The following is a 24974-nucleotide window of genomic DNA, read 5'->3' as shown; positions in this document are numbered from 1 at the left end:
GAGGGAGTGCCGCCCGTGCCCGGTGAGAATCTGTCCCGCGACGAGGCTCGGGAGCGGGCCGCCCTGCTGTCGGTGGACGGCTACGACGTGTCGCTGGACGTGCGGTCGGCCGTCGGCGACGGCCAGGGCGAGCCGCGCACCTTCCGCTCGGTGACCACGATCCGCTTCCGCTGCAACGAGCCGGGCGCGTCGAGCTTCGCCGACCTGATCGCGCCGAGCGTGACCGCGGTGACCCTGAACGGCAAGGACCTCGACCCGGGCCAGGTCTTCGACGGCACCCGGATCGCGCTGGACGACCTGGCCGCGGAGAACGAGCTGGTGGTGGACGCCCGGTGCGCCTACTCCCGTACCGGCGAGGGCCTGCACCGCTTCGTCGACCCCGAGGACGGCGAGGTCTACCTCTACACGCAGTACGAGCCGGCCGACGCCCGCCGGGTCTTCGCGAACTTCGAGCAGCCGGACCTCAAGGCACCGTTCCGCTTCGAGGTGCGGGCGCCCGAGGAGTGGACGGCGTGGAGCAACGGGGCGGGCGAACTCGCCGACGGGGTCTGGCGGTTCGCGGAGACGAAGCCGATCTCGACGTACATCACGTGCGTGGTGGCCGGCCCCTACCACTACGTGACGGACACGTACTCCCGCACCCTCCCCGACGGGACGACGCTGGAGATCCCGCTCGGCGCGATGTGCCGCAAGGGCCTGGCGCCCTACTTCGACGCGGACGACGTCTTCCTGATCACCAGGCAGGGCCTGGACTTCTTCCACGAACACTTCGACTACCCGTACCCGTTCGGGAAGTACGACCAGGCGTTCGTGCCCGAATACAACCTCGGCGCGATGGAGAACCCGGGTCTGGTGACGTTCCGGGAGGAGTACATCTTCCGGGGCAAGGTGACGCAGGCGTCGTACGAGGCGCGGGCCAACGTCATCCTGCACGAGATGGCGCACATGTGGTTCGGTGACCTGGTCACCATGGTGTGGTGGGACGACCTGTGGCTGAAGGAGTCCTTCGCGGACTTCATGGGCACCTTCGCGAACGTCAACGCGACCCGTTTCAGCAACGCCTGGACCACCTTCGCCAACCGCCGCAAGGCCTGGGCCTACCGCGCCGACCAGCTGCCGTCGACGCACCCGGTCACCGCCGACATCCGCGACCTCCAGGACGCCAAGCTCAACTTCGACGGCATCACCTACGCCAAGGGCGCCTCCGTCCTCAAGCAGCTGGTGGCGTACGTCGGCCAGGACGCGTTCCTGGAGGGCGCCCGCCGCTACTTCAAGCGCAACGCGTACGGCAACACCCGCCTCGGTGACCTGCTGTCGGTCCTGGCGGAGACCAGCGGCCGGCACATGGGCGCCTGGGCCGGGAAGTGGCTGCAGACGGCGGGGGTGAACTCGCTGACCCCGCAGGTGCTGCTCGACGGCGAGGGCCGGGTGGCCGAACTGGCCGTTTTGCAGGAGGCGCCCGAGTCGCTCCCCGAGCTACGCCCGCACCGGGTCGCGATCGGCCTGTACCGCCTGTCGGACGGCCGTCTGGAGCGGTACGCGCGCGTGGAGGCGGACGTCGACGGCCCGCGCACGGTGATCGCCGACCTGGCGGGCGCCGAGGCCCCGGAGCTGGTCCTGGTCAACGACGACGACCTCACCTACTGCAAGATCCGCTTCGACGACACCTCGCTCGCGACGCTCCGGGACCACCTGGGCGCCCTGACCGACCCGCTGGCCCGCGCCCTGTGCTGGTCGGCGCTGTGGAACCTGACCCGGGACGCGCTGCTGCCGGCCCGGGACTTCGTCGGCCTGGTGCTGCGGTTCGCGAGCCGCGAGTCGGACATCGGGGTGCTGCAGATGCTGCACGCGTGGGCGAACACGGCGCTGGACGGCTATGTGGCGCCCGAGTGGCGGGAGACGGCCGGGCGGCGGCTCGCCGAGGGCGCCCTGCGGGAGCTGCGGCAGGCCGAGCCGGGCAGCGAGCACCAGCTGGCCTGGGCGCGGTTCTTCGCGTGGACGGCGGCGGACGAGGCCGACTTCCGGCTGCTCCAGGAGCTGCTCTCGGGCACGGCCACGATCGACGGCCTGGACGTCGACCAGGAGCTGCGCTGGGCGTTCCTCGAACCCCTCGCCGCGCACGGCGCGGCCGACGAGTCCGCGCTGGCGGCCGAACTGGTCCGCGACGACACCGCGTCCGGCAAGCGCCACCAGGTGCGCTGTCTGGCCGCCCGGCCCTCGGCGGCGGTGAAGGCGCAGGCCTGGGCGCAGGTCGTGGAGTCGGAGGCGCTGTCCAACGCGCTGGTGGAGGCGACGATCGCGGGCTTCGCCCAGCCGTCCCGGCGGGACCTGCTGGCGCCCTACGCGGAGAAGTACTTCGAGGTCATCGCACGGGTCTGGGAGGACCGCTCGATCCAGATCGGCATGGACGTGGTCCGGGGCCTGTACCCCTCGCTGCAGGACCGCCCGGAGACACTGGAGGCGACGGACGCCTGGCTGGCGGCCCACGCCGACGCGCCGCCGGCCCTGCGCCGGCTGGTCCTGGAGGCCCGCGACGACCTGGCCCGGACGCTGCGCGCACAGGAGTACGACGCGAGAGCCGCCGGCGCCTGACCTTTGGCCTTGGGTTTCCCGCCGGGTGACCGTTACGGAATTCAGTCAATCATGGCCGTAACCCCTGGTCCGCACCCGATCGGACCAGGGGTTTTCACCTCCTACTCGGCACTCGAACACCTGACCTTTAGTACCGTGTTGTCCGCATTCTTCAACAGGAACGTAACAGCGGTTAACGGGCAGACCGGACGCGGGAATCTCCGGTCCATGACCCACAACACCCCACTCTCCCCCCGCCCCCTCCGTCACCTCTCCGACGTCCACCGCCGGGTGCTGACGACGGCTCAGCTCCGCTCGCACGGCGTCCCGGCCACCGAGATCGCCGAGCAGTGCCGGGCGAGCGGCCCCTGGCAGCAGCTGCTCCCCGGTGTGATCCTGCTCCACCCCGGCCCGCCGACCAGCGAGGAACGCCTGCACGGAGCGCTGCTGTTCGCCGCCCGCGAGCCGGCCCCCGGTGTCCCCACCCAGCCGGGCGCCGACTCCCCGCACCGTGCGGTCTACCCGGAGGCGATGATCACGGGCCTGGCCGCGCTGACCCTCCACGGCTTCTCCGCCACCCCGCCGCTCCTCTCCCTGGACCACGTGGACGTCCTGGTCCCGCGCCTGCGCCGGATCCGCTCCACCTCCTACGTCCGGGTGCTGCGCACCCCGGCCCTGCCGACCCCCGAGCCGGTGACGGGCCTGCCCGTCGCCCCGGTCCCCCGCGCCCTCGCGGACGCGGTGGCGGACCTGACCGACGCGGATGCGGTACGCCGGCTGCTGACGGAGGCGGTGCGCGGCCATCACTGCGAACCGGCCGCGGTGGTACGGGCGTTGAACGAGGCGAAGCTGCTGTCCCGCCCGCATGTGGTCGACGCCGTCGACTCGCTGGTCGCCGAGGGCCGGGCCATCGCCGAGGACCGCCTCTACCGGATGGTCCGCGAGTACGGACTCCCCGACCCGGTGTGGAACGTGGACCTGCGCCTGCCCGGCGGCCCCCACCTGGGCGGCCTGGACGCCTACTGGCCCGAGCAGGCCGTCGCCGTCGAACTGGACACCCGCGCACCGCGGCAGGGCCAGCAGCAGATCCACCAGCAGGACGACGCCCTGTGGTCCGAATACGCCCGCAAGCGCGAGCACCTGGAGCGGCTGGGCATCACCGTCGTCCACCTCACCCCGAAGAAGCTCCGCGACGCCATGGAGCAGCAGGCGGCGGTGGTCCGTACGGCACTGATGGCGGCCGACGACCGGGACCCGGCCGCGTATGTCGTGGTGCTGCCCCGGTAACGAAGGGGGACCGCGGAGGGGAGCGGAGGGGCCGTCGGTTCGGAGGGGGACCGACGGCCCCTCCGCGACGAGGCGGGCTACGCACGGTGGGCGGGAGCCAGCCCCTGTGCGGCGAGGTGGGCGTCGACCTCTCGTACGCCGCCGGACCACCGGCGGTGCTCGCGCGGGTCGTTCGGGTGCTTCGCGTACATCTGCCGCAGAGCCGGGGCCAGTTCACTGGTGGCGGTGGCGTCGTGCAGGCGGCGCCATTCGGTGAAGGCCCGCTCCAGGCAGAGCCGGGTCCGTGCGGTGTCCTTCCGGGGCGGATCGGCATGGAAGCGGGCCGCGCTCAGCCACCGGCGCACGGCGAGGCGGCCGTCGCCGGTGAGGTGCGCGACGTGGGCCCGTACCTCGATCCAGTGCGTCGCTTCGGCCGACCTGGCGCCGTGCGAGCGGACGGCGTGGTTCTCCGACCGCCGGATGGTGTTCTCCGCCTCGGCGAGTCGGCCCAGCCGGGCGTCGCGCCAGATGCCGTCGTAGACGTCGCCGGCCGGAGCCGCCGCCAGGATCGGGTGCTGCAGCAGCGTGTGGAGGCCGGACCTGCCGCGGCCCGGCAGGTCCGCCGCGGACGGCGCACTCCGGGCGTCTCCGATCACCACGACGACCACTCCGAGCATGATCATGACGAGTCCGGGCCAGGCGGCACCGACGGGCAACTGCCCCAGCCAGAGCCAGGCGACCAGCGCCGCCATCGGTGCCTCCCACAGCAGCAGCACGCTGACCGCGGTCGCCGGCGCCCGGCCGGGACTCCGAGAGCCCCGGCGGTCCCGCCCTCCTACTGCCCGCTGACGCCCGGGCGCAGCTCGTCGCGTACGTCGCCGGCGATACGGGCGAGCAGGTCGGCGTACGCGGCGATCATCCGCGTACGGCTGAACTTCTCGCGGCTCGCGAGCAGCGCCGGCGCGAAGGCGTCCCGTTCGGCCACCGCCGCCGACCACGCGAAGGCGATCGCGTCGGGGTCGAAGGGCGTCACAAGACCGTGCCCCTCGACGATCGACGCGCTGTCGCCGACGTCCGTCGTGACCGGTACGGCGCCGCACATCATGCCCTCGATGAGGCAGAGCGGCGCCGCCTCCCCGGAGACGGAGGTGAGGGCGACGACGTCGGAGCCGGCGTAGACGGCCTCCATGTCGTGCCGTACGCCGAGAAGGTGCACGCGGTCGCCGAGGGCGGCCCGGTCGGCGCCGAAGGCGACCTCCATGTCGGCCCACAGGGCCGGGTTGTCCTCGGTCATCCCGGCACCGCACATGACCACGTGGCCACCGCCCTCGCGGGCCAGCCAGGCGCGGGCCGCCCGCAGGAAGAGCGGCACGTTCTTCATGCCGGCGTACCGGGCGGCGAAGACGACGACGGGGGCGGTGGCCGGGATCCCGGCGGACTCGCGGAACGCGAGGCGCACCGCCGCGTCCGGGCGGAAGCGGAGCAGATCGACCCCGTTCGGGATGACGTGCAGCAGCTCACCCGGGATGCCCGCCGCCTCGTACGCGTCCCGTGTCGACTCGGCGCAGCACACGCACGCCACGACCTTGCCCTCCGCGATGGCGGTCTTCAGCTCGTCCAGCGCCGGGCCCTGGTTCTCCGGGTCGGACCGGTGCAGGCAGACGACGACGGGGCGACGGGGCAGCCCGGCCTGGTTGAGGAGGGCGAGCGGCTGTTCCTTCAGGGAGAGGATGACGTCCGCACCGGCCATGGCCCGCGCGGTATCGGCCAGCTCGGGCCCGCTGAAAACCGACGCCGCGACCGTGCCGTCGACGAGGCCCGCGGTGCGGCCGAGGGAGGTGACGTCGATGCCACCGGCGGTGAGCGCGCGGTAGCAGGCGTCGTCCTCCATCCGTTGTGTGGTGGCTTCCCGGTGGACCTCACCGTGCAGACTCAGCACCCGATGCCACTGCTGGCCGCCTTCTACCAGGCCCAGCAGCACATCACTGTGCACGATCCGGGCTCCCCCGGAGAAAAACCCCTCGTAGACCGAGAGGACACGAAGTCCGAGCCGAGCGTCCACACGACCACCTGCCTTGCACCAGTTCGAGCCATCCCCGGGAACCTCGGGTTAGCCGATATGAGGCGGTACGGACGTTTCATTCGGATGAACGGTATGTCTCGTATCGGAGTCCGATTCATTTACACGGCGAGTACCGGGACCCTCACCCTGGGCATCCTCCGAAGACCCTCGTTGTCACCCCTCTGACCTGCGGTTTTACGGGGCCTTGCCGAGGCGGCGGGAGGTGCGGGACCGACCCGGCCGACGGCAAAAAATCGGCAAGCGCGACACCCGAACGTACGACGGTGTCAGCGACGGCCGCCGCGGGCGTTGAGCCGGGCGGCCTGCCGGTTCAGATGGTCGCGTTCGGCGAGGTCGGTCGCCTTCCGGGCCGCCTCGGCGTACAGCCGTGCCGCGGTCACCGGGTCGCCGTCGCGTTCGCGGAGGTAGGCCTCGGCCGCGGTGTGCCGGGGCAGGGCGGGGTCGAGCGCCGCGAGCGCGGCCAGGCCGGCCCGGGGTCCGTCGGCCTCACCCACGGCGACCGCGCGGTTGAGCCGGACCACCGGGCTGTCGGTCAGGCGGGCGAGCTCGTCGTACCACTCGACGATCTGCACCCAGTCGGTCTCCTCGGCGGCGGGCGCGTCCGCGTGCAGGGCGGCGATCGCCGCCTGGGCCTGGAACTCGCCGAGGCGGTCGCGGGCGAGGGCCGCCTGGAGGATCCCGACGCCCTCCGCGATCAGGCGGGTGTCCCAGCGGCTCCGGTCCTGCTCGGCGAGCGGCACCAGGCTGCCGTCGGGCGCGGTGCGGGCGGCGCGCCGGGCGAGGTGGAGCAGCATGAGGGCGAGCAGCCCGGCCACCTCGGGGTGGTCGACCCGGGCCGCGAGCTGCCGGGTGAGCCGGACGGCCTCGGTGGCGAGGTCGACGTCGCCGGAGTAGCCCTCGTTGAAGACGAGGTAGAGGACGCGCAGCACGGTGGCGACGTCGCCGGCCTGGTCGAACCGCACCCCGGAGACGGTGCGCTTGGCCCGGCTGATGCGCTGCGCCATGGTCGCCTCGGGCACCAGGTAGGCCTGGGCGATCTGCCGGGTGGTGAGTCCGCCGACGGCGCGGAGGGTGAGCGCGACCGCGGAGGACGGGGTGAGGGACGGGTGGGCACACAGGAAGTAGAGCTGGAGCGTGTCGTCCAGCGCGGGCACCGGCCCGGGGGCCGGCTCGTCGTCGACGAGGTCCTCGCGCCGGCGGCGGGCGGTGTCCGCCCGGGTCGCGTCGAGGAACCTGCGCCAGGCCACGGTGACCAGCCAGCCCTTCGCATCGCGCGGCGGGTCGGCGGGCCACCCGCGGACCGCCTCGACGAGCGCGTCCTGGACGGCGTCCTCGGCCGCCGCGAAATCGGCTCCGCGGCGGACGAGGATCCCGAGCACGCTCGGTGTGAGGCTCCGCAGCAGAGCCTCGTTCACCTCCGAGGTCATTCCGTGACCGTGGGCGGCACGCCGTAGAACGGGCGCAGCTCCAGCCACTCGTGGATCGGCCTGCCCCCGGCCCCGGGGGCGGCCGACAACTCCCCCGCCAGCTCGACGGCACGCTCGTGGCTGTCGACGTCGATGATCATCCAGCCGGCGATGAGGTCCTTGGTCTCCGCGAACGGTCCGTCGGTGACCGGCGGACGCCCCTCACCGTCGTAGCGGACCCACATCCCCTCGGGGGCGAGTGCCTGCTCGCCGACGTACTCGCCGGTCTTCTCCAGCCGGGCCGCGAAGTCGTTCATGTACCGGATGTGCGCCGTGATCTCCTCGGGCGCCCACTGGTCCATGGGTACGTCGTTGACCGCGGCCGGGGCGCCCCGGTAGTGCTTGAGCAGCAGGTACTTGGCCATGATGGTTCTCCTCAGTGCTCGTGCGACCCATTGTGGCCGCGCTCACCCCTGGGACGGAGCCGGCCGCGCGTTCTCGACATCGCCGCCGGATTTCTTCCGGGCGCCCGCGGAAGTCGCTCAGCCCCCGCAGAACTCCGCGTCGAGGACCGCGCCCGGGTCGCCCGTCCAGTCGCCGTTGAAGTTCACGGCCAGGGCGTGGCGGCCGTCGGCGGTGGTGACCGCCGTGGAGGCGGAGCCGTGGATACCGCCGTCGTGGCCCCAGACGTGGACGCCGCAGGAGAGGGTGTGGTCGATCAGGCCGAGGCCGTAGGCGCTGTCGGGGGCGCCGGGGACGGGGACCGTGGTCTTCATCTCCTTCAGCTGGTGCGGGGCGAGGAGCTTCCCGCGGAGCAGGGCCTCGTAGAAGCGGGTCAGGTCGGCGCCGGTGGAGATCAGCTCGCCGGCGGAGGAGGCCATGGAGGGGTTGAGGGCGGTGACGTCGTAGGTCGGGCCGGCCGGGTCGGTCAGTTTCGAGTAGGCGCGGCTGCTCGGGTGCGGGAGGGTGGTGCGGGTGCCTGGGAGGGACGTGCCGGTGAGGTGGAGGGGCCGGATCACCCGGTCCGTGATCTCCTCGGCGTACGAGCGTCCCGTCACCGCCTTGATCACCAGGCCGGCCAGGATGTAGTTCGTGTTGGAGTAGGCCCAGCTCGTGCCCGGCGCGAAGGCCGGCTTGTGCTTCATCGCGACCGCGACCAGTCCGGTGGGCGTCAGCGTGTCGTAGCGGTGCTGGAAGAAGCCGTCCTTCGTGAAGTACGTGCGGCCGAAGTCGTCGTCCGCCGTGTAGTTGAAGATGCCGCTGGTGTGGTTGAGGAGCTGGCGGACGGTGACGAGGCGGCCGTCGTTGCCGTGGCCGGTCACCACTCCCGGCAGCCACTTGTCCACCTTGTCGTCCAGGGACAGGCGGCCCTCCGCCTCCAGTTGGAGCAGCACGGTGGAGACGAAGGTCTTCGTGATGCTGCCGACCCGGTAGCGGTCGGCGGCGGAGCGCGGGGCGCCGGTCCGGGTGTCGCCCACCCCGGCCGTCGTCGACCAGGTGCCGTGCGGGTCACGGGCCGTGGCCGTCACCCCGGGTACACCTGCCTCGACCGCGGCCCGCACGGCCTTGCGGGTGGCCTGGTGGCCGGCGGCGGGTGCCGCCACCGCCGGTGCCGCCAGTACCGCGGACAGGGCCGCCGCCGTGGCCGCCATCAGTGTCGTACGTAGGAACATGTCTCTCCCCCAGTCGGGTCACCGGTCGGGGGAAGGGACACCGTCGTGATCGGGGAGGTTGCCCGGCTGTGGGCCGAACGGGTGAGTTTCAGCCCTTCTTCAGGACCAGCTCGGTGTTCCGGTCCACGGCGTTGCCGCCCAGGACCTTGCTGGAACCGGGGGCGTTGAAGGCCAGTTCGCGGTAGAGGGCCGCGAGGCCGGTCTGGGAGAGGTCGGAGAAGTCCGTGCGGTGCGGGGCCGCCGACTCGATCAGCGTGGTGAAGAGCGAGACCGTGCCGTCCTTGTTGTCCGCCAGCTCCACGACCCGGGCGAGCTGGGGGTAGTCGACGTGCGAGGCGGTGGTGATCTCCCAGAAGGAGTTGCCGTTCGAGGCCTTGTGCGGGGTGATGAGGTTGCGGTGGATGTGGCCGTTCACCCAGGCCAGCACATGGGCGTGGCGGTTGAGGAGGGTGACCAGCTCGGCGCCCGAGTGGCGGCGGTCGCCCGGGCGGGCCGGGTCGGGGCGGGTGTTGGTCATCGTCTGGCTGGTGTGGTGGCTGAAGACGACCGCGTAGGAGTCCTTGTTCTCCCGCAGGGTCTTCTCCAGCCAGGCCAGTTGGGCCGTTCCGATCGATCCGTCGTAGTGGCCGCCGGCGTCCGTCGTGTCCAGGCTGATGCCGATGACGTCGTCGGAGATACGGAAGGCGTAGTACTGGGTGCCCGCGGCCACGTTGGCGCTCGAGTAGCCGTGGCCGGCCGGGCCGACGCCCTGGTAGGCCGGGTCCAGGTGGGCCTTGAGGTAGTCCGCGGCCGTGTACGGGGCGCGCTTCTCGTCCGCGGTGACCGAGCGCGCCGAACGGGCGTGGGCCTTGAGGAAGTCGCGGTAGCCGCTGCCCTTGGGGTCCTGGGCCGTGCGGATGGAGTCCTGGAGCTTCCTGGCCTCGGCGTCGGTCACCGTCATCAGCTTCTTGCCGGCGACCGCGGCCGCGGCGAGGTAGGGGTCGGCGTGGGAGCCGAAGCAGCCGAGCGGCAGGGCGTCGTGGTTGCCGACGGTGGAGTACCAGGGGAGGTTGAGGCCGGGGCTGTTCACCTCTCGGATCGCGGCGGCGAGGAAGCCGGCGAGGTGCGGGAAGCCGAGCGCCTTGTCGTTGTCGCGGACCGTGGCGGAGGCCTGCCAGTACAGCTTGAGGCCGCTGTTCTGCACGCCCTCGTAGTGCTTGGGGTCACCGCTGTTGGGGGTGATCCGGCCGCCGCTCATCACCTTCATGAACCACTCCAGCTCGGAGTGGGCGTTGTTGTCGGTGTTGTCGCCGGTCGTCATCACGAAGTGCAGCGGGGAGCCGGTGACCGGGGCGCCGCGCAGCGCGTTCACGCGCTCGACGAGGGAGATGGCGCCGGGCACGGTGAGCGCCTCGTGGGGGCGCCAGGCGTGCGGGTCGTGGGCGCGCAGGTATTCGAGGCGCAGCGGGTGCTGGACGTCCATCAGGTGCAGGTCGGTGAACTGCACGAACGCGGCGAGGGCGGTGCGGCGGCCGGCCCGGCCGGACTTGGCGGCGGCCAGGTCGGAGCGGAGCATGCGTGACCAGCCGGCGCCGTCGCCGAGCCGCCGGTACCCGGAACCGGTGCGGGGCGCGGCGACGGAGGCGAGGGTGGTGCCCTTGGTGTACGGCGCGAGGGGGGCCGCGGCGGCCCTGCGGCCCTCGGCGACCGGTTCCTGCTCCTCGGTCGCGACGGGCGCGGCCTGGCTGTCGGTGGGGCGCAGGGCGTATCCGACGCCCGCGGAGAGCGAGACGGCTCCGGCGGCGGCGAGCACGGTACGGCGGTTGATCTCCAGTGCCTCGCGGCCCTTCCGGGCCGCGGAGGTGGCGACTGAGCGTATGCGCGACATGGCGCGGTCTCCCCGAGTACGAACGCGTCCGACAGTGGTCGCGGGCGATCGCATCAGCGAACTTCCCGCTCACTCTGGATCGTTGGCACCGGGGATGGCCTGCGCGTGAACGCGGCGGCAACGCGCAGCGCCGATCACCGTACGTGGATCAGGTGAGGTGGGGACCGGTCATGGAGCGGATTGCGGGCGGCCGGGGGACGGCTACTCCGCGTTCATCTGCCGGGGTAGGGGAGGGTCTCCGGCGCTTACGACCGCTACGACCGCTACGGCTCCTGCGACCCGCTACGACCGCTCTTCGGCGAACCGCCCCGCCGCCGGCCGCTCCCGCCACAGCCGCAGGGCGATATCGATCAGCGGGACGCGCCGGAGGGCCGGTACGGCGTCCAGGTCCTGCCAGGCGGCCATGTCGGTGGAGCCGCCGATCTCGTTGCGCAGTTCGCCGCCGACGATCTCACCGGTGTAGACGATCCGCACGCTGTGGTGGTCGGTGGGGAGGCGCAGCGGGCCCTCGGCGGCGAAGTGGTGCCGGTAGGAGTCGATGCCCAGCAGTCCGGTCACCTCGATGCGGTAGCCGGTCTCCTCCATGAGCTCGCGGCGGACCGTGTCGTACGGGTCCTCGCCGTGCTCCATGCCGCCGCCGGGCAGGACCCATTCGGGTATGCCGTCGTCGTCGGGTGACCGGGCCAGCAGGATCTGTCCGTCGCGGACGCACACGGCGTAGGCCGCCACCCTCAGCTTCTCGCGCACAGGGGCACGGTAGGGCGCCGGGGCGCGCCAGGCCACCGGGTTTCCGCCACAGGACCACGGGTCGACCAAGGAGTGACCGGGGGTTTTCCCCATACGTTCATATCGATTCGGTCAACGTTCTCAAAAGACCGTTTTCTTGGGGAAAGCTGTGCGCCAATGCGCCGGTACTTGACCAAGTTCCGGGCGTCCCATGCTCGTTCCTTTACCTACAAGGGATGCAGATGACCCTCGCCCCCCAGCACGACCCGATACCGGGCCACAGACGTCTGGGCCGGATAGCCGTCGCCGTCGGTGTGGTGGCCGCGCTCTCGGCCGCCGGGCCGATACCCCTGGCCGCCGCCGCGACCTCGTCCCCGGCCGCCGCCACCGCCACCGCGGAGGCCAAGTCGGCCCACGACAAGCTCGGTTCGGACGACGCCGAACTGCTCGCCGAGGCCAAGGCCGACGGCACCAAGAACGTCACCATGATGATCGCGACCGCGCCGGGGCAGACCGAACAGGTCGCCCAGGAGCTGGACGGCGTCAAGGGCGGCTCGGTGGGCCGTACGTACGACAAGCTCGGCTATGTCCGCGCCACCGTCCCGACCGGCCGGGCGGACTCGGCGATCGCCGCCGCCGCGAAGCTGTCCTCGGTGCACGCGATCGACCTGCGCCAGGAGATCCAGCTCGACGACCCGGTGGTGTCGGACACCGCCAAGTCGCCCAAGGCCGCGAAGACCTACCCGGCGCCGGACAAGAACACCCCCGCCGAGAACCCCTACAACCCCTCCTTCGAGACGGGCGCCGTCGACTTCGTCAAGGAGCACCCGAAGGCGGACGGCCGGGGCATCACCATCGGCATCCTGGACTCCGGCGTCGACCTCGGCCATCCCGCACTGCAGAAGACCACCACGGGCGAGCGGAAGATCGTCGACTGGGTGACCTCGACCGACCCGGTCAACGACGGCGACGGCACCTGGCGGCGGATGACCGCCCCGGCCTCGGGCCCGGCGTTCTCCATCACCACGCCCACCCAGGGCACGGAGACGTTCAAGGCGCCCGAGGGCTCGTACCGGTTCAACTACATGTACGAGTCCGCCACCACCGGTGGCGACATGAAGGGCGACCTGAACCGCGACGGCGACACCACCGACGCCTGGGGTGTGCTGTACGACCCGGCCGCCGGCACCGTGCGCGTCGACACCGACGACGACCTGGACTTCACCGACGACGTGCCGATGAAGCCGTACAAGGACGGCTACCAGATCGGCTACTTCGGCACGGACGACCCGGCCACGGACGTCGTCGAGCGCATCCCGTTCGTCGTCGAGATCCGCAAGGACGTCGTCTACAACGCGTCCGGCGCCAAGGCCGACTACGTCAACATCGGCGTCATCGAGTCCGAGCACGGCACCCACGTCGCCGGCATCACCGCCGCCAACGGCCTGTTCGGCGGGAAGATGAACGGCGCGGCTCCCGGCGCGAAGATCGTCTCCTCCCGGGCCTGCACCTGGAGCGGCGGCTGCACCAACGTCGCCCTCACCGAGGGCATGATCGACCTGGTCGCCAACCGGGGCGTCGACATCGTCAACATGTCGATCGGCGGCCTCCCGGCGCTGAACGACGGCAACAACGCCCGTGCGGAGCTGTACACGCGGCTCATCGACACCTACGGCGTGCAGCTGGTCATCTCCGCCGGCAACGAGGGCCCCGGCGTCAACACCATCGGCGACCCCGGACTCGCCGACAAGGTGATCTCGGTCGGCGCGGCCATCTCCAAGGAGACCTGGGCCGCCAACTACGGCTCCCAGGTGACGACCAAGTACCAGCTGCTCCCCTTCTCCTCGCGCGGCCCGCGCGAGGACGGCGGCTTCACGCCGACCCTGGTCGCTCCGGGCGCCGCGATCAACACCACCCAGACCTGGCTGCCGGGCTCCCCGGTCGCCGAGGCGGGCTACTCGCTGCCGGCCGGCTACTCCATGCTCCAGGGCACCTCGATGGCGTCCCCGCAGGCGGCGGGCGCCTCGGCCCTGCTCCTGTCGGCGGCCAAGGAGAAGGGCATCGCCCTGTCCCCCGCCGACCTGCGCACCGCCCTCACCTCGACCGCCGACCACATCAAGGACGTGCAGGCGTACGAGGAGGGCGCGGGCCGCATCAACATCGTGGACGCCTGGGAGTCCATCCGCGACCACGCCACCGCGCACGACTACTCGGTCAAGGCCCCCGTCGACACCGCGATCGACTACGCGCTGAAGACCCCGGGCTACGGCACCGGGCTGTACGACCGTGAAGGCGGTCTCAAGGCCGGGCAGAAGAAGACGTACGACGTCACGATCGTCCGGACCTCCGGTGCGGACAAGGCGATCCGGCACGAGCTGCACTTCGAGAACAACGCCGGGCACACCTTCAAGATCCTCGGCTCGGACGAGGTCGAGCTGCCACTGAACCAGCCGGTGACGGTCAAGGTGCAGGCGAAGCCGAAGAGCGCGGGCGTCAAGTCCGCGATCCTCGAGGTCGACGACCCGAGGACCGAGGGCGTCGACAAGCAGATCCTGACGACGGTCGTGGTCTCCACCCCGGTCGACTACACCTACTCCACCGCGGGTTCGGTGCAGCGCAACAGCTCCACGTCGTACTTCGTGACCGTGCCCGAGGGCGCCACCTCCCTCGAGGTCGCGATGAGCGGGCTCGCCGACAAGAGCCAGACACGGTTCATCGCCATCCACCCGTACGGCGTCGCGGTCGACGAGTCCGGTACCCCGTACTGCTACAACAACTACCTGAACGGCAACGGCTGCAAGCCGGACGTCCGTTCGTACGCCGACCCGCAGGCCGGGGTCTGGGAGATCGAGGTCGAGTCGCGCCGCACCTCCCCGCTGCTCGACAACCCCTACAAGCTGGGCGTCACCGTGCTCGGCGCGGCCTTCGACCCGGAGACCGTGACCGTGCCCGAGGCCAAGGCCGGCGTCCCGGTCGGCGCCTCCTGGAAGGTGACGAACAAGTTCGCCGCGCTCGACGGCAAGCTGGTCGGCGGTCCGCTCGGCTCCTCGAAGACGGCCCGCCCCTCGATCAAGGAGGGCGAGGTCCAGACCACCACGGTGACCGTGCCGGCGGGTGCGCAGTCGCTGGACGTGGCGATCGGCGGCGTCTCCGACACCGCCGCCGACCTCGACCTGGCGGTGTACGACGCGTCCGGCACGCAGGTCGGCCTGTCCGCCGACGGCGACTCGGAGGAGGCGGTGTCCATCGCCAAGCCGGCCGCCGGCACCTACACCGTCGAGGTCACCGGCTACTCGGTGCCGTCGGGCGCCACCGACTACGACTACCGGGACGTGTTCTTCTCCGCCGCGCTCGGCACGGTCACGGTCGACGAGTCGACCCCGGTCAAGCTCGGCACCGGCGCCTCGGCCACGGTGACCGGCCAGGTCACGGCGGTCACGGCGGCCCCCGAGGGACGCGAGTTCTTCGGCCGGGTCCAGCTGGTCAACGCACGCGGCACGGTCGCGGGCACCGGCAGCGTGAAGATCGAGAAGGTCACGCCGTAACGGGGTGACGCGCATGGGAGGGGCGGGTGTCCTGGTGGACACCCGCCCCTCTTCGTGCGCCGAGCCCCGGATCAGTGGCCGAGGGTCACTCGGCCGGGTCCGTGGGCTCCGGGTCGCCGGTCGGCACGTCGGACGGCTGCTCGGTGGGCTCGTCCGTCGGCTCCGGGCCCTCGCCGACGCCGATGTCGGGCGCGACCTGGTCGCGCACCATCTGCTTCCAGTGGTCGGCGACCGTCGACTGACCGTCGCCGTCCATGTCCTCCGCCGTCGGGAACGGCTGTGTGGTGCTGCCGACGGGCTGCGCGCCGTAGACCGGCACCATCGTGAACCAGGAGCGGTCGCTCATGCTGTGGGTGGAGAAGACATAGCTCTCGCCGATCTCCAGGGGCAGGTCGCCCTCCATCAGCGTGAGGCTGTTGGTGTCGGCGTCGTAGCCGCCTGTCTGGTTCACCACCGTGGTGGAACCGGCCTGCAAGGTGCCCTCGTACACCTCGTTCACCTTGACGGCCCACTGGGTCTCCGGCATGCCGTCGATTTCGGTGGTTCCCTTTTTGGTCACCACCGTGCCGTGGAATACGAAGTCGGCGAAACCGACGAGCTTGTCGTCCTCGCTGAAATCCCCGATGGTGCTGGCATGTGCGTACTGCACACTGAATTCAGGCCGGTCATCGGCGGATGCCTGGAAGCCGCCCCAGGCGGCCACAGTGGCCACCGCCAGGCCGACCGCAGTGATAACAGCACTCTTACGCAATCTGGACGTGGAACCGTTGAATACCATTCTGCTTACCCCCAGAGCGCGTGGTAGTCGGCCTTGTCGTGCGACTGCGGCGTGGTGAGTGAGCCGCGGTCGGGCGTGTTGCTGACCATGATCTGGCCGCGGTAGCTGTGTCCGAGGCCGAGGGCGTGGCCCAGCTCGTGGGTCGCCACGCCGCGGCGCTTCGTCGTCCCGTAGTCCTTGAGGTAGCGGACGTTCAGGTAGATGGCGTCCGCGCCGGTGCGGCCCTTCCACAGTCCGTCCCAGGTGACGTCGGAGCGGTTGGAGTCGCGCCACTCCAGGTCGGCGACGGTGTTCCAGGCGTCCGGCGCGATGTTGATCCGGTTGAGAGAGCTGTTGTCCCAGGCGTTGATGGCGTGCTTCCGCGCGTCGTCGTACCGGGTCTCGTCCTCCCACCGGATTTCCCGGCCGTCGACGGAGTCATTCCCCAGGAAATGCGCGGAAGCCGGCGTGGCGGCCGTAAAGAAAAGGGACAGCACCGCGGCCGGGACGAAAAAGGCGGCGATTTTTCTTCGGACAGATTTCATCGTACCCCCGAGCTGGTTGAACTCTTACCGACGCAGGGATCATGACCGAGACGGATCACGTCACGAAAGTAATTATCCAGTCAAGGGTAAGTAAACATCCAGCCAAACGGAATAAACATATCCGAATGTGCAGAACGCTCTAGCCGACGCCTTCGCTTTCGGCGCATTCCAATCGCTCGGACTGCGGAATCGCCTTTTTCACCCAGGCGCGCGCCCACTCCAGCGCGTCGCCCGCTCCCTCCGGCGGGGCGTCCCCGTGGCGGTAGGCGGACGGCGCCTCGCCCTCCCGGGAAGGCACCAGCACCAGCATCCGGGCACCCACCCGGTAGTACCGCTCGGCATCCGGCTCCGGGGTGACGAAGACCAGCCGACGGGTGTCCGAGCCGGCCGGCTTGTAGGCGCGGTCCACGTTCAGGACGACCCGGGTGGCCGACTCGGACCCGGCGGGGCCCGCCTCGGCCACCCGGCCCTCGGCGACCGCCGAGGCACAGGCCACCAGCCCCTCGGCGCTCAGGCTGCCCGCTTCGCCGGCGTCGACGTCCGCGTGCCCCTGCTCGGACAGCGCGTACTCCGTGCCCGCGACTCCGCCGAGCACCAGCACCGCCGCCAGGGCGACCGGCAGCCACCGGCGCCGCCGCGAGGCGCCCTGCTCCGTGGACTCGTTCTTCTGCCGTAACGTCATGGTGTCCCCTTCGCCGTCCGACTTCCCGGTACACCTGCCTGTGCGCAGGATCGGTCCTGAGACGCAGCGGCACCGCAAAAGGTTCGGTGCGTCCGTGCCCTTTCCGGGCCCTTTCCGGGCCCTTTCCGGCCCGGACGCATCACGTCCCCCGGTTCAGGACCCGTCGCCGGAGGGGCAGGCCGTCTTCCGCGCCCCGGGCAGGGCCTCGGTGATCCACGCGCGCTCGGCGGCCACGCGGCTGTCGCCCACGGCCCACAGGCTCGCGGCCCGCTGCCCCCGGTCGACCCCGACGAGCACGTGCTGTCCCTTGCGCGGGGCCGGGTCGGCGCCGTCGTCGAGGAGGACGGTGACCTCGGCCGGGCCGTGGGCGGGCTTGTAGGAGCGGGTCACGGCCAGCACGATCCGGGTCCGGGGGGACTGCGTCCGCGGATCCACCGCGGCCACCGTGCCCTCGGCGACCAGCTCGTAGCAGGCGAGGGCCAGCGCCGGGTCGGACGGCCGCCCGCCCCCGCCGGAGCCCTCGGCCGAGGAGCTGCTCTGGCTCTTCGCGTCGGCGGCACTGGATCCGCTCGCGGAGTCGTCCGCTCCGGAGTGCACCACCACCCAGCCGAGCCCGGCGACCATGCTGAAGGCCGCCGCGCCGGCGAGCGAGCCGAGCGCGATGCGCAGCGCCCGGTGCCGGCCCGGACGCGGAGGACGGGCGGGATGTGCGGGACCGGCGGGACGCGTGGCGTTTCCGGGACGCTTCCCCGGCTGAGTGGTCCGGGCGGACTCGGCGGTCGGGGCGGGTTCCGCCTCCGCCGGCACCGGCTCCTCCCCGGTCAGTGCCCGGGCAAGCCAGGCCAGCTGCTCCTTGAGTACGGCCACGTCGGCCTCGGCCGACCGGTGTTCGGCCAGGAAGGCGGCGTCCCGGTGGGCCTCGTCCGGCAAGGGTTCGCCGGTGACCGCGGCCATGAGCGCGTCCATGCCTGCGTACTCCCTCGCGCCTGCCGCACCCTCGTGCTCGGCGGTCATGTCACACCACCTCGTCCTCGTGCAGGCGGGCGCGCAGGGCGCGGACCGCCGTGTGCAGCCGGCTCTTGACCGTGCCCTCGGGGATGCCGAGTTCCTCGGCTATCCCGCGCACCGGCAGGTCGGCGTAGAAGCGCAGGACGAGGACCTGGCGCTGGGTGTCCGGCAGTTCGTCCAGGCCGCGGGCGACGGCGACGGAGAGCAGGCTGGTGTCCTCGCCGGAGGTGTGGTCGGGGACGCGGAGGGCGGCCAGCCGTTCGCCGATGCGTTCCTGACGGCGCTTGGCGCGGTGCCAGTCCATGGCGAGGTTGGAGGCGACCACCGCCGCCCACGCCGAGACGTCCCGCGGTGCCTCCTGGCCGCTCGCGGCCCGCTCCAGCAGCCGCAGGCGGACCTGCTGTACCCCGTCCAGCAGGTCCGCCTGCGGTACGCCGCCCAGCGCGAGCACCGCCCGCACCCGGCGCTCCTGGTCCGCGTCCAGCGGATCACCGTGCTGGTCCCCCTGGACCCGGCGGGCCTTTCTGCGCAGCACAACCCACCCCCCTCACCGCGTTTCTCCTACGACGCCGCGGCCCCCGGAAACGTTCGGACGGCTTCGGGAAATCTTTCCGAGGCGTACGTCACACCGGCGCGCCACGCAGCACAGCTTGCGGTACGAGGGCCACCGAGAGGTAATTTCTGCAGCTCAGCGCGGGTGCCAGCGGGAGTTCCACGGGCCGGGAGGTCCGTTCGGCGGGCATGGCGGGCAAAGAAGTGGACAGGCTGACCCGGGTCGGCCGCATGATGGAAAGGCCGCAGACACACGTCAACGTATGCAGAGGGAGTCACCGTGAGGGTCGGAATCGTCGGAGCCACCGGTCAGGTCGGCACGGTCATGCGCGGGATCCTCACGGAGCGCGACTTCCCGGTCACCGAGCTGCGGCTGTTCGCCTCGGCCCGCTCCGCCGGGACCGTGCTGGACGGCGTGACGGTGGAGGACGCGGCGACCGCCGACTACACCGGCCTGGACATCGTGCTGTTCTCGGCGGGCGGGGCCACCTCCAGGGCGCTCGCGGAGAAGGTCGCCGCCCAGGGTGCCGTCGTCATCGACAACTCCTCCGCCTGGCGCAAGGACCCCGAGGTCCCGCTGGTCGTCTCCGAGGTCAACCCGCACGCGATCGCCGACCGCCCCAAGGGCATCATCGCCAACCCGAACTGCACCACGATGGCCGCGATGCCGGTCCTGAAGGTGCTGGACGCGGAGGCGGGGCTCGAGGCGCTGGTCGCCACCACCTACCAGGCGGTGTCCGGCTCCGGTCTGGCGGGCGTCGCGGAGCTGCACGGGCAGGTGCAGAAGGTCGCCGCCGACGCGGACAAGCTCACGCACGACGGCGCGGCGGTCGACTTCCCCGAGCCGCAGGTCTACAGGCGGCCCATCGCCTTCAACGTCCTCCCCTTCGCAGGCAACCTCGTCGAGGACGGTCTCAACGAGACCGACGAGGAGCAGAAGCTGCGCCACGAGTCCCGCAAGATCCTGGAACTCCCCGGGCTGAAGGTCTCCGGCACCTGCGTCCGGGTCCCGGTGTTCTCCGGCCACTCCCTCCAGGTCAACGCCCGGTTCGCCCGCCCGATCAGCCCCGAGCGCGCGACCGAGCTGCTCGCGGACGCGCCGGGTGTCGAGCTCTCCGACATCCCGACGCCGTTGCAGGCGGCCGGCCAGGACCCGTCGTACGTCGGCCGGATCCGGCGTGACGAGACGGTCGAGCACGGTCTGGCCCTGTTCATCTCCAACGACAACCTCCGCAAGGGGGCTGCGCTGAACGCCGTGCAGATCGCGGAGCTGGTGGCGGAAGAGCTGTCTTCTTAGACCGCCGGGCGCCTCAGGGGGTGCCGCGTTCTGCCGTCGGGCGGGTGCGGCGCCGTACTGCTGGTCGCGCCCACGCGACGGAGCCGCATATCGGCACCGCCCCGCGCCCCCTACGGGGCGTCGCAGCGAAGCTCATCACCAAGCGGGAGTTGGCACAACATGACCACCACCCAGCCGTCCTGCGGCACCTCACGCGTTCTCGACGGCAAGGTCGTCATGATCACCGGGGCGTCCAGTGGGATCGGGGCGGCCGCGGCGCGGCTGTTCGCCCGGGAGGGTGCGGCTGTCGTGCTGGCGGCGCGGCGTGCGGAGCGGCTGCGGGCGCTCGCCGAGGAGATCTCCGCAGGCGGCGGCCGGGCCCTGGCCGTGCCGGCGGACGTGGCCTCGGCCGCGGACGTCGAGCGGGTCGTCCGTTCGGCCGTCGCCGCCTTCGGCCGCCTGGACTGCGCCTTCAACAACGCCGGGTTCGGCACCGCCGGCACCGAGCTGCACGAGACCGGCCAGGACGTCTACGAGCAGACCATGGACGTCAACGTGCGCGGGGTCTGGAACTGCCTGCGCTTCCAGATCCCCGAGATGCTCGGGGCCGGCGGCGGCACGATCGTCAACACGTCGAGTGTCGCGGGGCAGCGGGCGACCGGGGCGTCGGCGGCGTACGTGGCCGCCAAGCACGCCGTCCTCGGGCTCACCCGGGCCGCCGCGGCCGAGTACGCGCAGCGCGGCATCCGCGTCAACGCACTGGTGGTGGGCAGCACCCGCACCGAGATGATGGACCGGGCCGTGGAGACCATGCCGGAGCTGCGGGAGCGGTTCGAGGGCGAGACGCTTCAGAAGCGGATGGCCGGCCCCGCCGAGGTCGCCGAGGCCGCGCTGTGGCTGTGCAGCGACCGCTCCTCCTTCGTCACCGGCGCGGCGATGCCGGTCGACGGCGGCACGACGGCCGCCTGACACCTCCCCTCCGGGCGATCTCTGGGGTTTTCCCTCGTCGCCGGGGGCCGGGCTGCCGTGGAAGGATGGCGCAACCCACACATAACGAGGAGATGACCGCGTGCCTGGCACAAACCTGACTCGCGAAGAGGCGCAGCAGCGGGCGAAGCTGCTCACCGTTGACTCGTACGAGATCGATCTCGACCTCTCCGGCGCGCAGGAGGGCGGTACCTACCGGTCCGTGACCACGGTGCGCTTCGACGTCGCCGAAGCAGGCGCCGCTTCCTTCATCGACCTGGTGGCCCCGGCGGTCCACGAGATCGCCCTCAACGGCGACCCGCTCGACGCGGCCGAGGTCTTCGAGGACTCCCGGATCGCACTGCCGGGCCTGCTGGCGGGCCGTAACGTCCTGCGGGTCGTGGCCGACTGCGCGTACACCAACACGGGCGAGGGCCTGCACCGGTTCGTCGACCCGGTCGACGAGCAGGCCTACCTCTACACCCAGTTCGAGGTGCCGGACGCCCGCCGGGTCTTCGCCAGCTTCGAGCAGCCGGACCTCAAGGCGACCTTCCAGTTCACGGTGAAGGCACCGAGCGGCTGGACCGTCATCTCCAACTCGCCGACGCCCGAGCCCAAGGACGACGTCTGGATCTTCGAGCCGACGCCGCGCATCTCGTCGTACATCACCGCGCTGATCGTCGGCCCGTACCACTCCGTGCACAGCGTGTACGAGAAGGACGGGCAGAGCGTGCCGCTCGGCATCTACTGCCGGCCCTCGCTCGCCGAGTTCCTCGACTCGGACGCGATCTTCGAGGTGACCCGGCAGGGCTTCGACTGGTTCCAGGAGAAGTTCGACTACGCGTACCCGTTCAAGAAGTACGACCAGCTGTTCGTGCCGGAGTTCAACGCGGGCGCGATGGAGAACGCGGGCGCGGTGACCATCCGCGACCAGTACGTCTTCCGGTCCAAGGTGACCGACGCGGCGTACGAGACGCGGGCCGAGACCATCCTGCACGAGCTGGCCCACATGTGGTTCGGCGACCTGGTCACCATGGAGTGGTGGAACGACCTGTGGCTGAACGAGTCGTTCGCCACCTACACCTCCATCGCCTGCCAGGCGTACGCGCCCGGCTCGCGCTGGCCGCACTCGTGGACGACGTTCGCCAACTCCATGAAGACCTGGGCGTACCGGCAGGACCAGCTGCCCTCCACGCACCCGATCATGGCCGAGATCCGCGACCTGGACGACGTCCTCGTCAACTTCGACGGCATCACCTACGCCAAGGGCGCGTCCGTCCTGAAGCAGCTCGTCGCCTACGTCGGCATGGACGAGTTCTTCAAGGGCGTGCAGGCGTACTTCAAGCGCCACGCGTACGGCAACACGCGCCTGTCCGACCTGCTGGGCGCCCTGGAGGAGACCTCCGGGCGTGACCTGAGCACCTGGTCGAAGAAGTGGCTCCAGACCGCCGGGATCAACATCCTGCGCCCGGAGGTCGAGACGGACGCGAGCGGTGTCATCACCTCCTTCGCGATCCGCCAGGAGGCCCCGGCGCTGCCGGCCGGCGCCAAGGGCGAGCCCACCCTGCGTCCGCACCGGATCGCGATCGGCCTGTACGACCTGGACGAGACCAGCGGCAAGCTGGTCCGCGCCGACCGGATCGAGCTGGACGTGGACGGCGAGCTGACGGCCGTACCGCAGCTGACGGGCCGCCGCCGTCCGGCGGTGTTCCTGCTCAACGACGACGACCTGTCGTACGCGAAGGTCCGCCTGGACGAGGAGTCCCTCGCCTTCGTGACCGGGCACCTCGGTGACTTCGAGTCCTCGCTGCCCCGTGCCCTGTGCTGGGCGTCGGCCTGGGACATGACCCGGGACGCCGAACTCGCCACCCGCGACTACCTGTCCCTGGTGCTGTCCGGCATCGGCAAGGAGTCGGACATCGGTGTCGTGCAGTCGCTCCAGCGGCAGGTGAAGCTGGCGATCGACGTGTACGCCGACCCGACCGCCCGTGAGGCGCTGCTGACCCGCTGGACCGACGCCACCCTGGCCCACCTGCGCGCCGCCGAGCCCGGCAGCGACCACCAGCTGGCCTGGGCGCGGGCGTTCGCGGCGACCGCGCGCACCCCGGAGCAGGTGGACCTGCTGGACGCCCTGCTGGACGGCGCGACGACGATCGAGGGGCTGGTCGTCGACACCGAGCTGCGCTGGGCGTTCGTCGAGCGGCTCGTGGCGGTCGGGCACTTCGACGAGGAGGACATCGCCTCCGAGTACGAGCGGGACAAGACGGCCGCCGGCGAGCGCCACGCGGCCACCGCCCGTGCCGCCCGTCCGACCGAGGAGGCGAAGGCCGAGGCGTGGGCGTCGGTCATCGAGTCCGACAAGCTGCCGAACGCCGTGCAGGAGGCGGTGATCAACGGCTTCGTCCAGACCGACCAGCGTGAGCTGCTGGCGCCGTACACGGACCGGTACTTCGAGATCCTGAAGCCGGTGTGGGACACCCGCTCCCACGAGATCGCCCAGCAGATCGCGATCGGCCTCTACCCGGCCCTCCAGGTCTCCGAGGAGACCGTCACCAAGACGGACACCTGGCTGGCCGCGGCCCAGCCGAACGCGGCCCTGGCCCGGCTCGTCTCGGAGTCCCGCGCGGGCGTCGAGCGCGCCCTGCGGGCCCAGGCGGCGGACGCGGCGGCCGAGTAGCCGACGGTACGACGAAGGGGGCGCCCGGGGCCGATGCTCCGGGCGCCCCTTCCTCATGCGCGCAGTCGTGCGGCGAGCCCTCACCTGCACAGTCGTACGGCGAGGTCCAGCATCGTGCGCACATGCAGTCCGGTCTGCGCGGACACCGGGATCCAGCGCGGCTCGCAGGCCTTGTCGAGCTCCCGGCACCACTCGCGCACCAGGTCCGCGAGCGCGTCGGCGGTCGCGGGCTCGGTGCGGGCCAGCGCCCGGCCCGCCATGGCCGCCACCCGCAGCGGGATACGGCGGGCGGAGACACCGAGGGTCGCGAAGTGGCCGCGGGAGCCCGCGTGTTCCTCCTCGGCCCAGCCGGCGGCCAGCGACGGCGCGACCCGCAGCAGTTCCCCGGCGGCGGTGTACAGGGGCAGCAGATCGTGCGGTACGGCACCGGCCGGGACCCGCTCCAGCAGCGCGGCGAGCTCCCGGGTCCGGGCCAGCAGCAGGTCGCAGGCCCGGCCGACGGCGCGCTCCGGGTCGGGGGCGGGCCGGGAGTCGCTCACGTCGGGGACGGCCCAGGCCGGTGCCTCGACGAGGGCGGTGAGGGTGCCGTGGCACCGCGGGTGGAGCCAGGTGCTCTCGGCGACGAAGCCGCTCGGGTCGCGTTCGCTGCCGCTGCTCGCGGGCGGCAGCCGCAGGACGCCGGGCGGGTCCGGACGCCAGTCCGGGCCGTCGCAGGGGTGGTCGTCGAGCGGGATCCGCAGCCGGGCGGCGATCTCCCGGAACGCGCGGGCGGCGCCGGGGACCTCACGGGTCTGCATGGTGAAGGCGCCGCCGAACTCGATGCCGTGCAGGGTGAACTGGGCCACCGGACGCAGCTCGTCGAGCAGCCGCACCAGCGCGGCGGACTCGGGCAGCGGTTCCCGTCCGATGCCCGGAGCGGGCGGCGACTCGGGCTGGCAGGCGAACTCGGGCCGGTAGAAGTGCCGGTGGCACTCCTCCAGGGACGGGGCGGGCTCCTCGGGCTGCCAGCCGTGCGCGAGGCGGGCGCCGTCCGGGTCGAGACAGAGCAGCAGATGCCAGGTGCAGTCGAGCCGCCGGAGCAGCTCGGGCCGGTGGGCGAGGAGGCGGGCGAGCCGGAGCGCGGAGGCACCCCCCACGGGTTCGTTGGCGTGCGCGCCCGCGACGGTCAGGAGCTGCCGCTCCCCGTGCCCGGCGGACAGCAGCCAGAGCGGCCGGCCGGCCCGGCTCTCCCCGGCCGCCCGCAACCGCAGCACCCCGGGCGCGAAGGCGACCAGCGTGCGGGCCCCCCGCTCCAGTTCGCCGACGCCCGGGTAGAGCGCGCGCCGGGACAGCGATGTCCGCACGCGGGCCCCTCCGGTCAAGCGCCCTGAGAGT

Annotated in this window: 19 protein-coding genes; 6 read left to right on the top strand and 13 right to left on the bottom strand. The window is 71.7% G+C overall.

The window, feature by feature from the left end; translation table 11 throughout:
• The first annotated feature begins 15 nt into the window (after nt 1-15).
• Nucleotides 16-2592, top strand: coding sequence for an aminopeptidase N (gene pepN, locus ACGFZQ_RS02570; RefSeq protein ID WP_393838828.1), 2577 nt, complete (start codon nt 16-18; stop codon nt 2590-2592).
• A 207-nt stretch (nt 2593-2799) separates the two neighbouring features.
• The gene (locus tag ACGFZQ_RS02565; RefSeq protein WP_393838827.1) at nt 2800-3858 is read left to right on the top strand and encodes a hypothetical protein; all 1059 of its coding nucleotides are present in this window, start codon (nt 2800-2802) and stop codon (nt 3856-3858) included.
• Nucleotides 3859-3935: 77 nt separating this feature from the next.
• Here the strand turns inward: ACGFZQ_RS02565 and ACGFZQ_RS02560 are convergent, their stop codons facing one another.
• The 7 genes from ACGFZQ_RS02560 to ACGFZQ_RS02530 form a co-directional block, all read right to left on the bottom strand.
• Nucleotides 3936-4613, bottom strand: coding sequence for a hypothetical protein (locus ACGFZQ_RS02560; protein WP_393838826.1), 678 nt, complete (start codon nt 4611-4613; stop codon nt 3936-3938).
• 59 nt (nt 4614-4672) lie between these two features.
• Nucleotides 4673-5830, bottom strand: a complete 1158-nt coding sequence (locus ACGFZQ_RS02555) for a glycosyltransferase (RefSeq protein ID WP_393838825.1) — start codon at nt 5828-5830, stop codon at nt 4673-4675.
• Nucleotides 5831-6186: 356 nt separating this feature from the next.
• Nucleotides 6187-7335, bottom strand: coding sequence for an RNA polymerase sigma factor (locus tag ACGFZQ_RS02550; RefSeq protein WP_393839225.1), 1149 nt, complete (start codon nt 7333-7335; stop codon nt 6187-6189).
• An 8-nt stretch (nt 7336-7343) separates the two neighbouring features.
• A complete protein-coding gene (locus ACGFZQ_RS02545) occupies nt 7344-7751 on the bottom strand; it encodes a YciI family protein (RefSeq protein WP_393838824.1) in 408 nt (135 codons plus the stop codon).
• A 117-nt stretch (nt 7752-7868) separates the two neighbouring features.
• Nucleotides 7869-8999: a serine hydrolase domain-containing protein gene (locus ACGFZQ_RS02540; RefSeq protein WP_393838823.1), complete on the bottom strand. Its 1131-nt coding sequence runs from the start codon at nt 8997-8999 to the stop codon at nt 7869-7871.
• Nucleotides 9000-9087: 88 nt separating this feature from the next.
• Nucleotides 9088-10866, bottom strand: a complete 1779-nt coding sequence (locus ACGFZQ_RS02535) for a TIGR03767 family metallophosphoesterase (RefSeq protein ID WP_393838822.1) — start codon at nt 10864-10866, stop codon at nt 9088-9090.
• A 282-nt stretch (nt 10867-11148) separates the two neighbouring features.
• Nucleotides 11149-11595 carry an NUDIX hydrolase gene (locus ACGFZQ_RS02530; RefSeq protein WP_351735424.1) on the bottom strand — a complete coding sequence of 149 codons (447 nt, stop codon included), beginning with the start codon at nt 11593-11595 and terminating at the stop codon, nt 11149-11151.
• A 239-nt stretch (nt 11596-11834) separates the two neighbouring features.
• Between ACGFZQ_RS02530 and ACGFZQ_RS02525 the strand changes: the two genes are divergently transcribed.
• On the top strand, nt 11835-15137 hold the full coding sequence (locus ACGFZQ_RS02525) for a S8 family serine peptidase (RefSeq protein ID WP_393838821.1): 3303 nt from the start codon (nt 11835-11837) through the stop codon (nt 15135-15137).
• 85 nt (nt 15138-15222) lie between these two features.
• On the opposite strand, the gene ACGFZQ_RS02520 is transcribed toward ACGFZQ_RS02525, so the two are convergent.
• The 5 genes from ACGFZQ_RS02520 to ACGFZQ_RS02500 form a co-directional block, all read right to left on the bottom strand.
• A complete protein-coding gene (locus ACGFZQ_RS02520; RefSeq protein ID WP_393838820.1) occupies nt 15223-15849 on the bottom strand; it encodes a hypothetical protein in 627 nt (208 codons plus the stop codon).
• A 71-nt stretch (nt 15850-15920) separates the two neighbouring features.
• The gene (locus tag ACGFZQ_RS02515; RefSeq protein ID WP_393838819.1) at nt 15921-16439 is read right to left on the bottom strand and encodes a matrixin family metalloprotease; all 519 of its coding nucleotides are present in this window, start codon (nt 16437-16439) and stop codon (nt 15921-15923) included.
• 139 nt (nt 16440-16578) lie between these two features.
• Nucleotides 16579-17121 carry a hypothetical protein gene (locus ACGFZQ_RS02510; RefSeq protein WP_393838818.1) on the bottom strand — a complete coding sequence of 181 codons (543 nt, stop codon included), beginning with the start codon at nt 17119-17121 and terminating at the stop codon, nt 16579-16581.
• 153 nt (nt 17122-17274) lie between these two features.
• On the bottom strand, nt 17275-18135 hold the full coding sequence (locus ACGFZQ_RS02505; protein WP_393838817.1) for a hypothetical protein: 861 nt from the start codon (nt 18133-18135) through the stop codon (nt 17275-17277).
• A 1-nt stretch (nt 18136) separates the two neighbouring features.
• A complete protein-coding gene (locus tag ACGFZQ_RS02500; RefSeq protein ID WP_393838816.1) occupies nt 18137-18664 on the bottom strand; it encodes an RNA polymerase sigma factor in 528 nt (175 codons plus the stop codon).
• A gap of 297 nt (nt 18665-18961) precedes the next feature.
• Here ACGFZQ_RS02500 and ACGFZQ_RS02495 point away from each other — a divergent pair, with 297 nt between their 5' ends.
• The 3 genes from ACGFZQ_RS02495 to pepN (ACGFZQ_RS02485) all read left to right on the top strand — a co-directional run bounded on the left by ACGFZQ_RS02495 (nt 18962) and on the right by pepN (ACGFZQ_RS02485) (nt 23600).
• Nucleotides 18962-19978, top strand: a complete 1017-nt coding sequence (locus ACGFZQ_RS02495; RefSeq protein WP_393838815.1) for an aspartate-semialdehyde dehydrogenase — start codon at nt 18962-18964, stop codon at nt 19976-19978.
• 159 nt (nt 19979-20137) lie between these two features.
• Nucleotides 20138-20926, top strand: a complete 789-nt coding sequence (locus ACGFZQ_RS02490; protein ID WP_393838814.1) for a glucose 1-dehydrogenase — start codon at nt 20138-20140, stop codon at nt 20924-20926.
• Nucleotides 20927-21026: 100 nt separating this feature from the next.
• The gene (pepN, locus tag ACGFZQ_RS02485) at nt 21027-23600 is read left to right on the top strand and encodes an aminopeptidase N (RefSeq protein WP_393838813.1); all 2574 of its coding nucleotides are present in this window, start codon (nt 21027-21029) and stop codon (nt 23598-23600) included.
• Between the two features lie 80 nt (nt 23601-23680).
• Here pepN (ACGFZQ_RS02485) and ACGFZQ_RS02480 read toward each other — a convergent pair whose 3' ends face one another.
• A complete protein-coding gene (locus ACGFZQ_RS02480; protein ID WP_393838812.1) occupies nt 23681-24943 on the bottom strand; it encodes a M14 family zinc carboxypeptidase in 1263 nt (420 codons plus the stop codon).
• Nucleotides 24944-24974 lie beyond the last annotated feature (31 nt).

Origin of the sequence: Streptomyces sp. NPDC048254, assembly GCF_043201895.1 — a bacterium.
In the GTDB taxonomy this organism is placed as follows: domain Bacteria; phylum Actinomycetota; class Actinomycetes; order Streptomycetales; family Streptomycetaceae; genus Streptomyces.
This window is presented reverse-complemented; position numbering and strand designations above follow the sequence as displayed.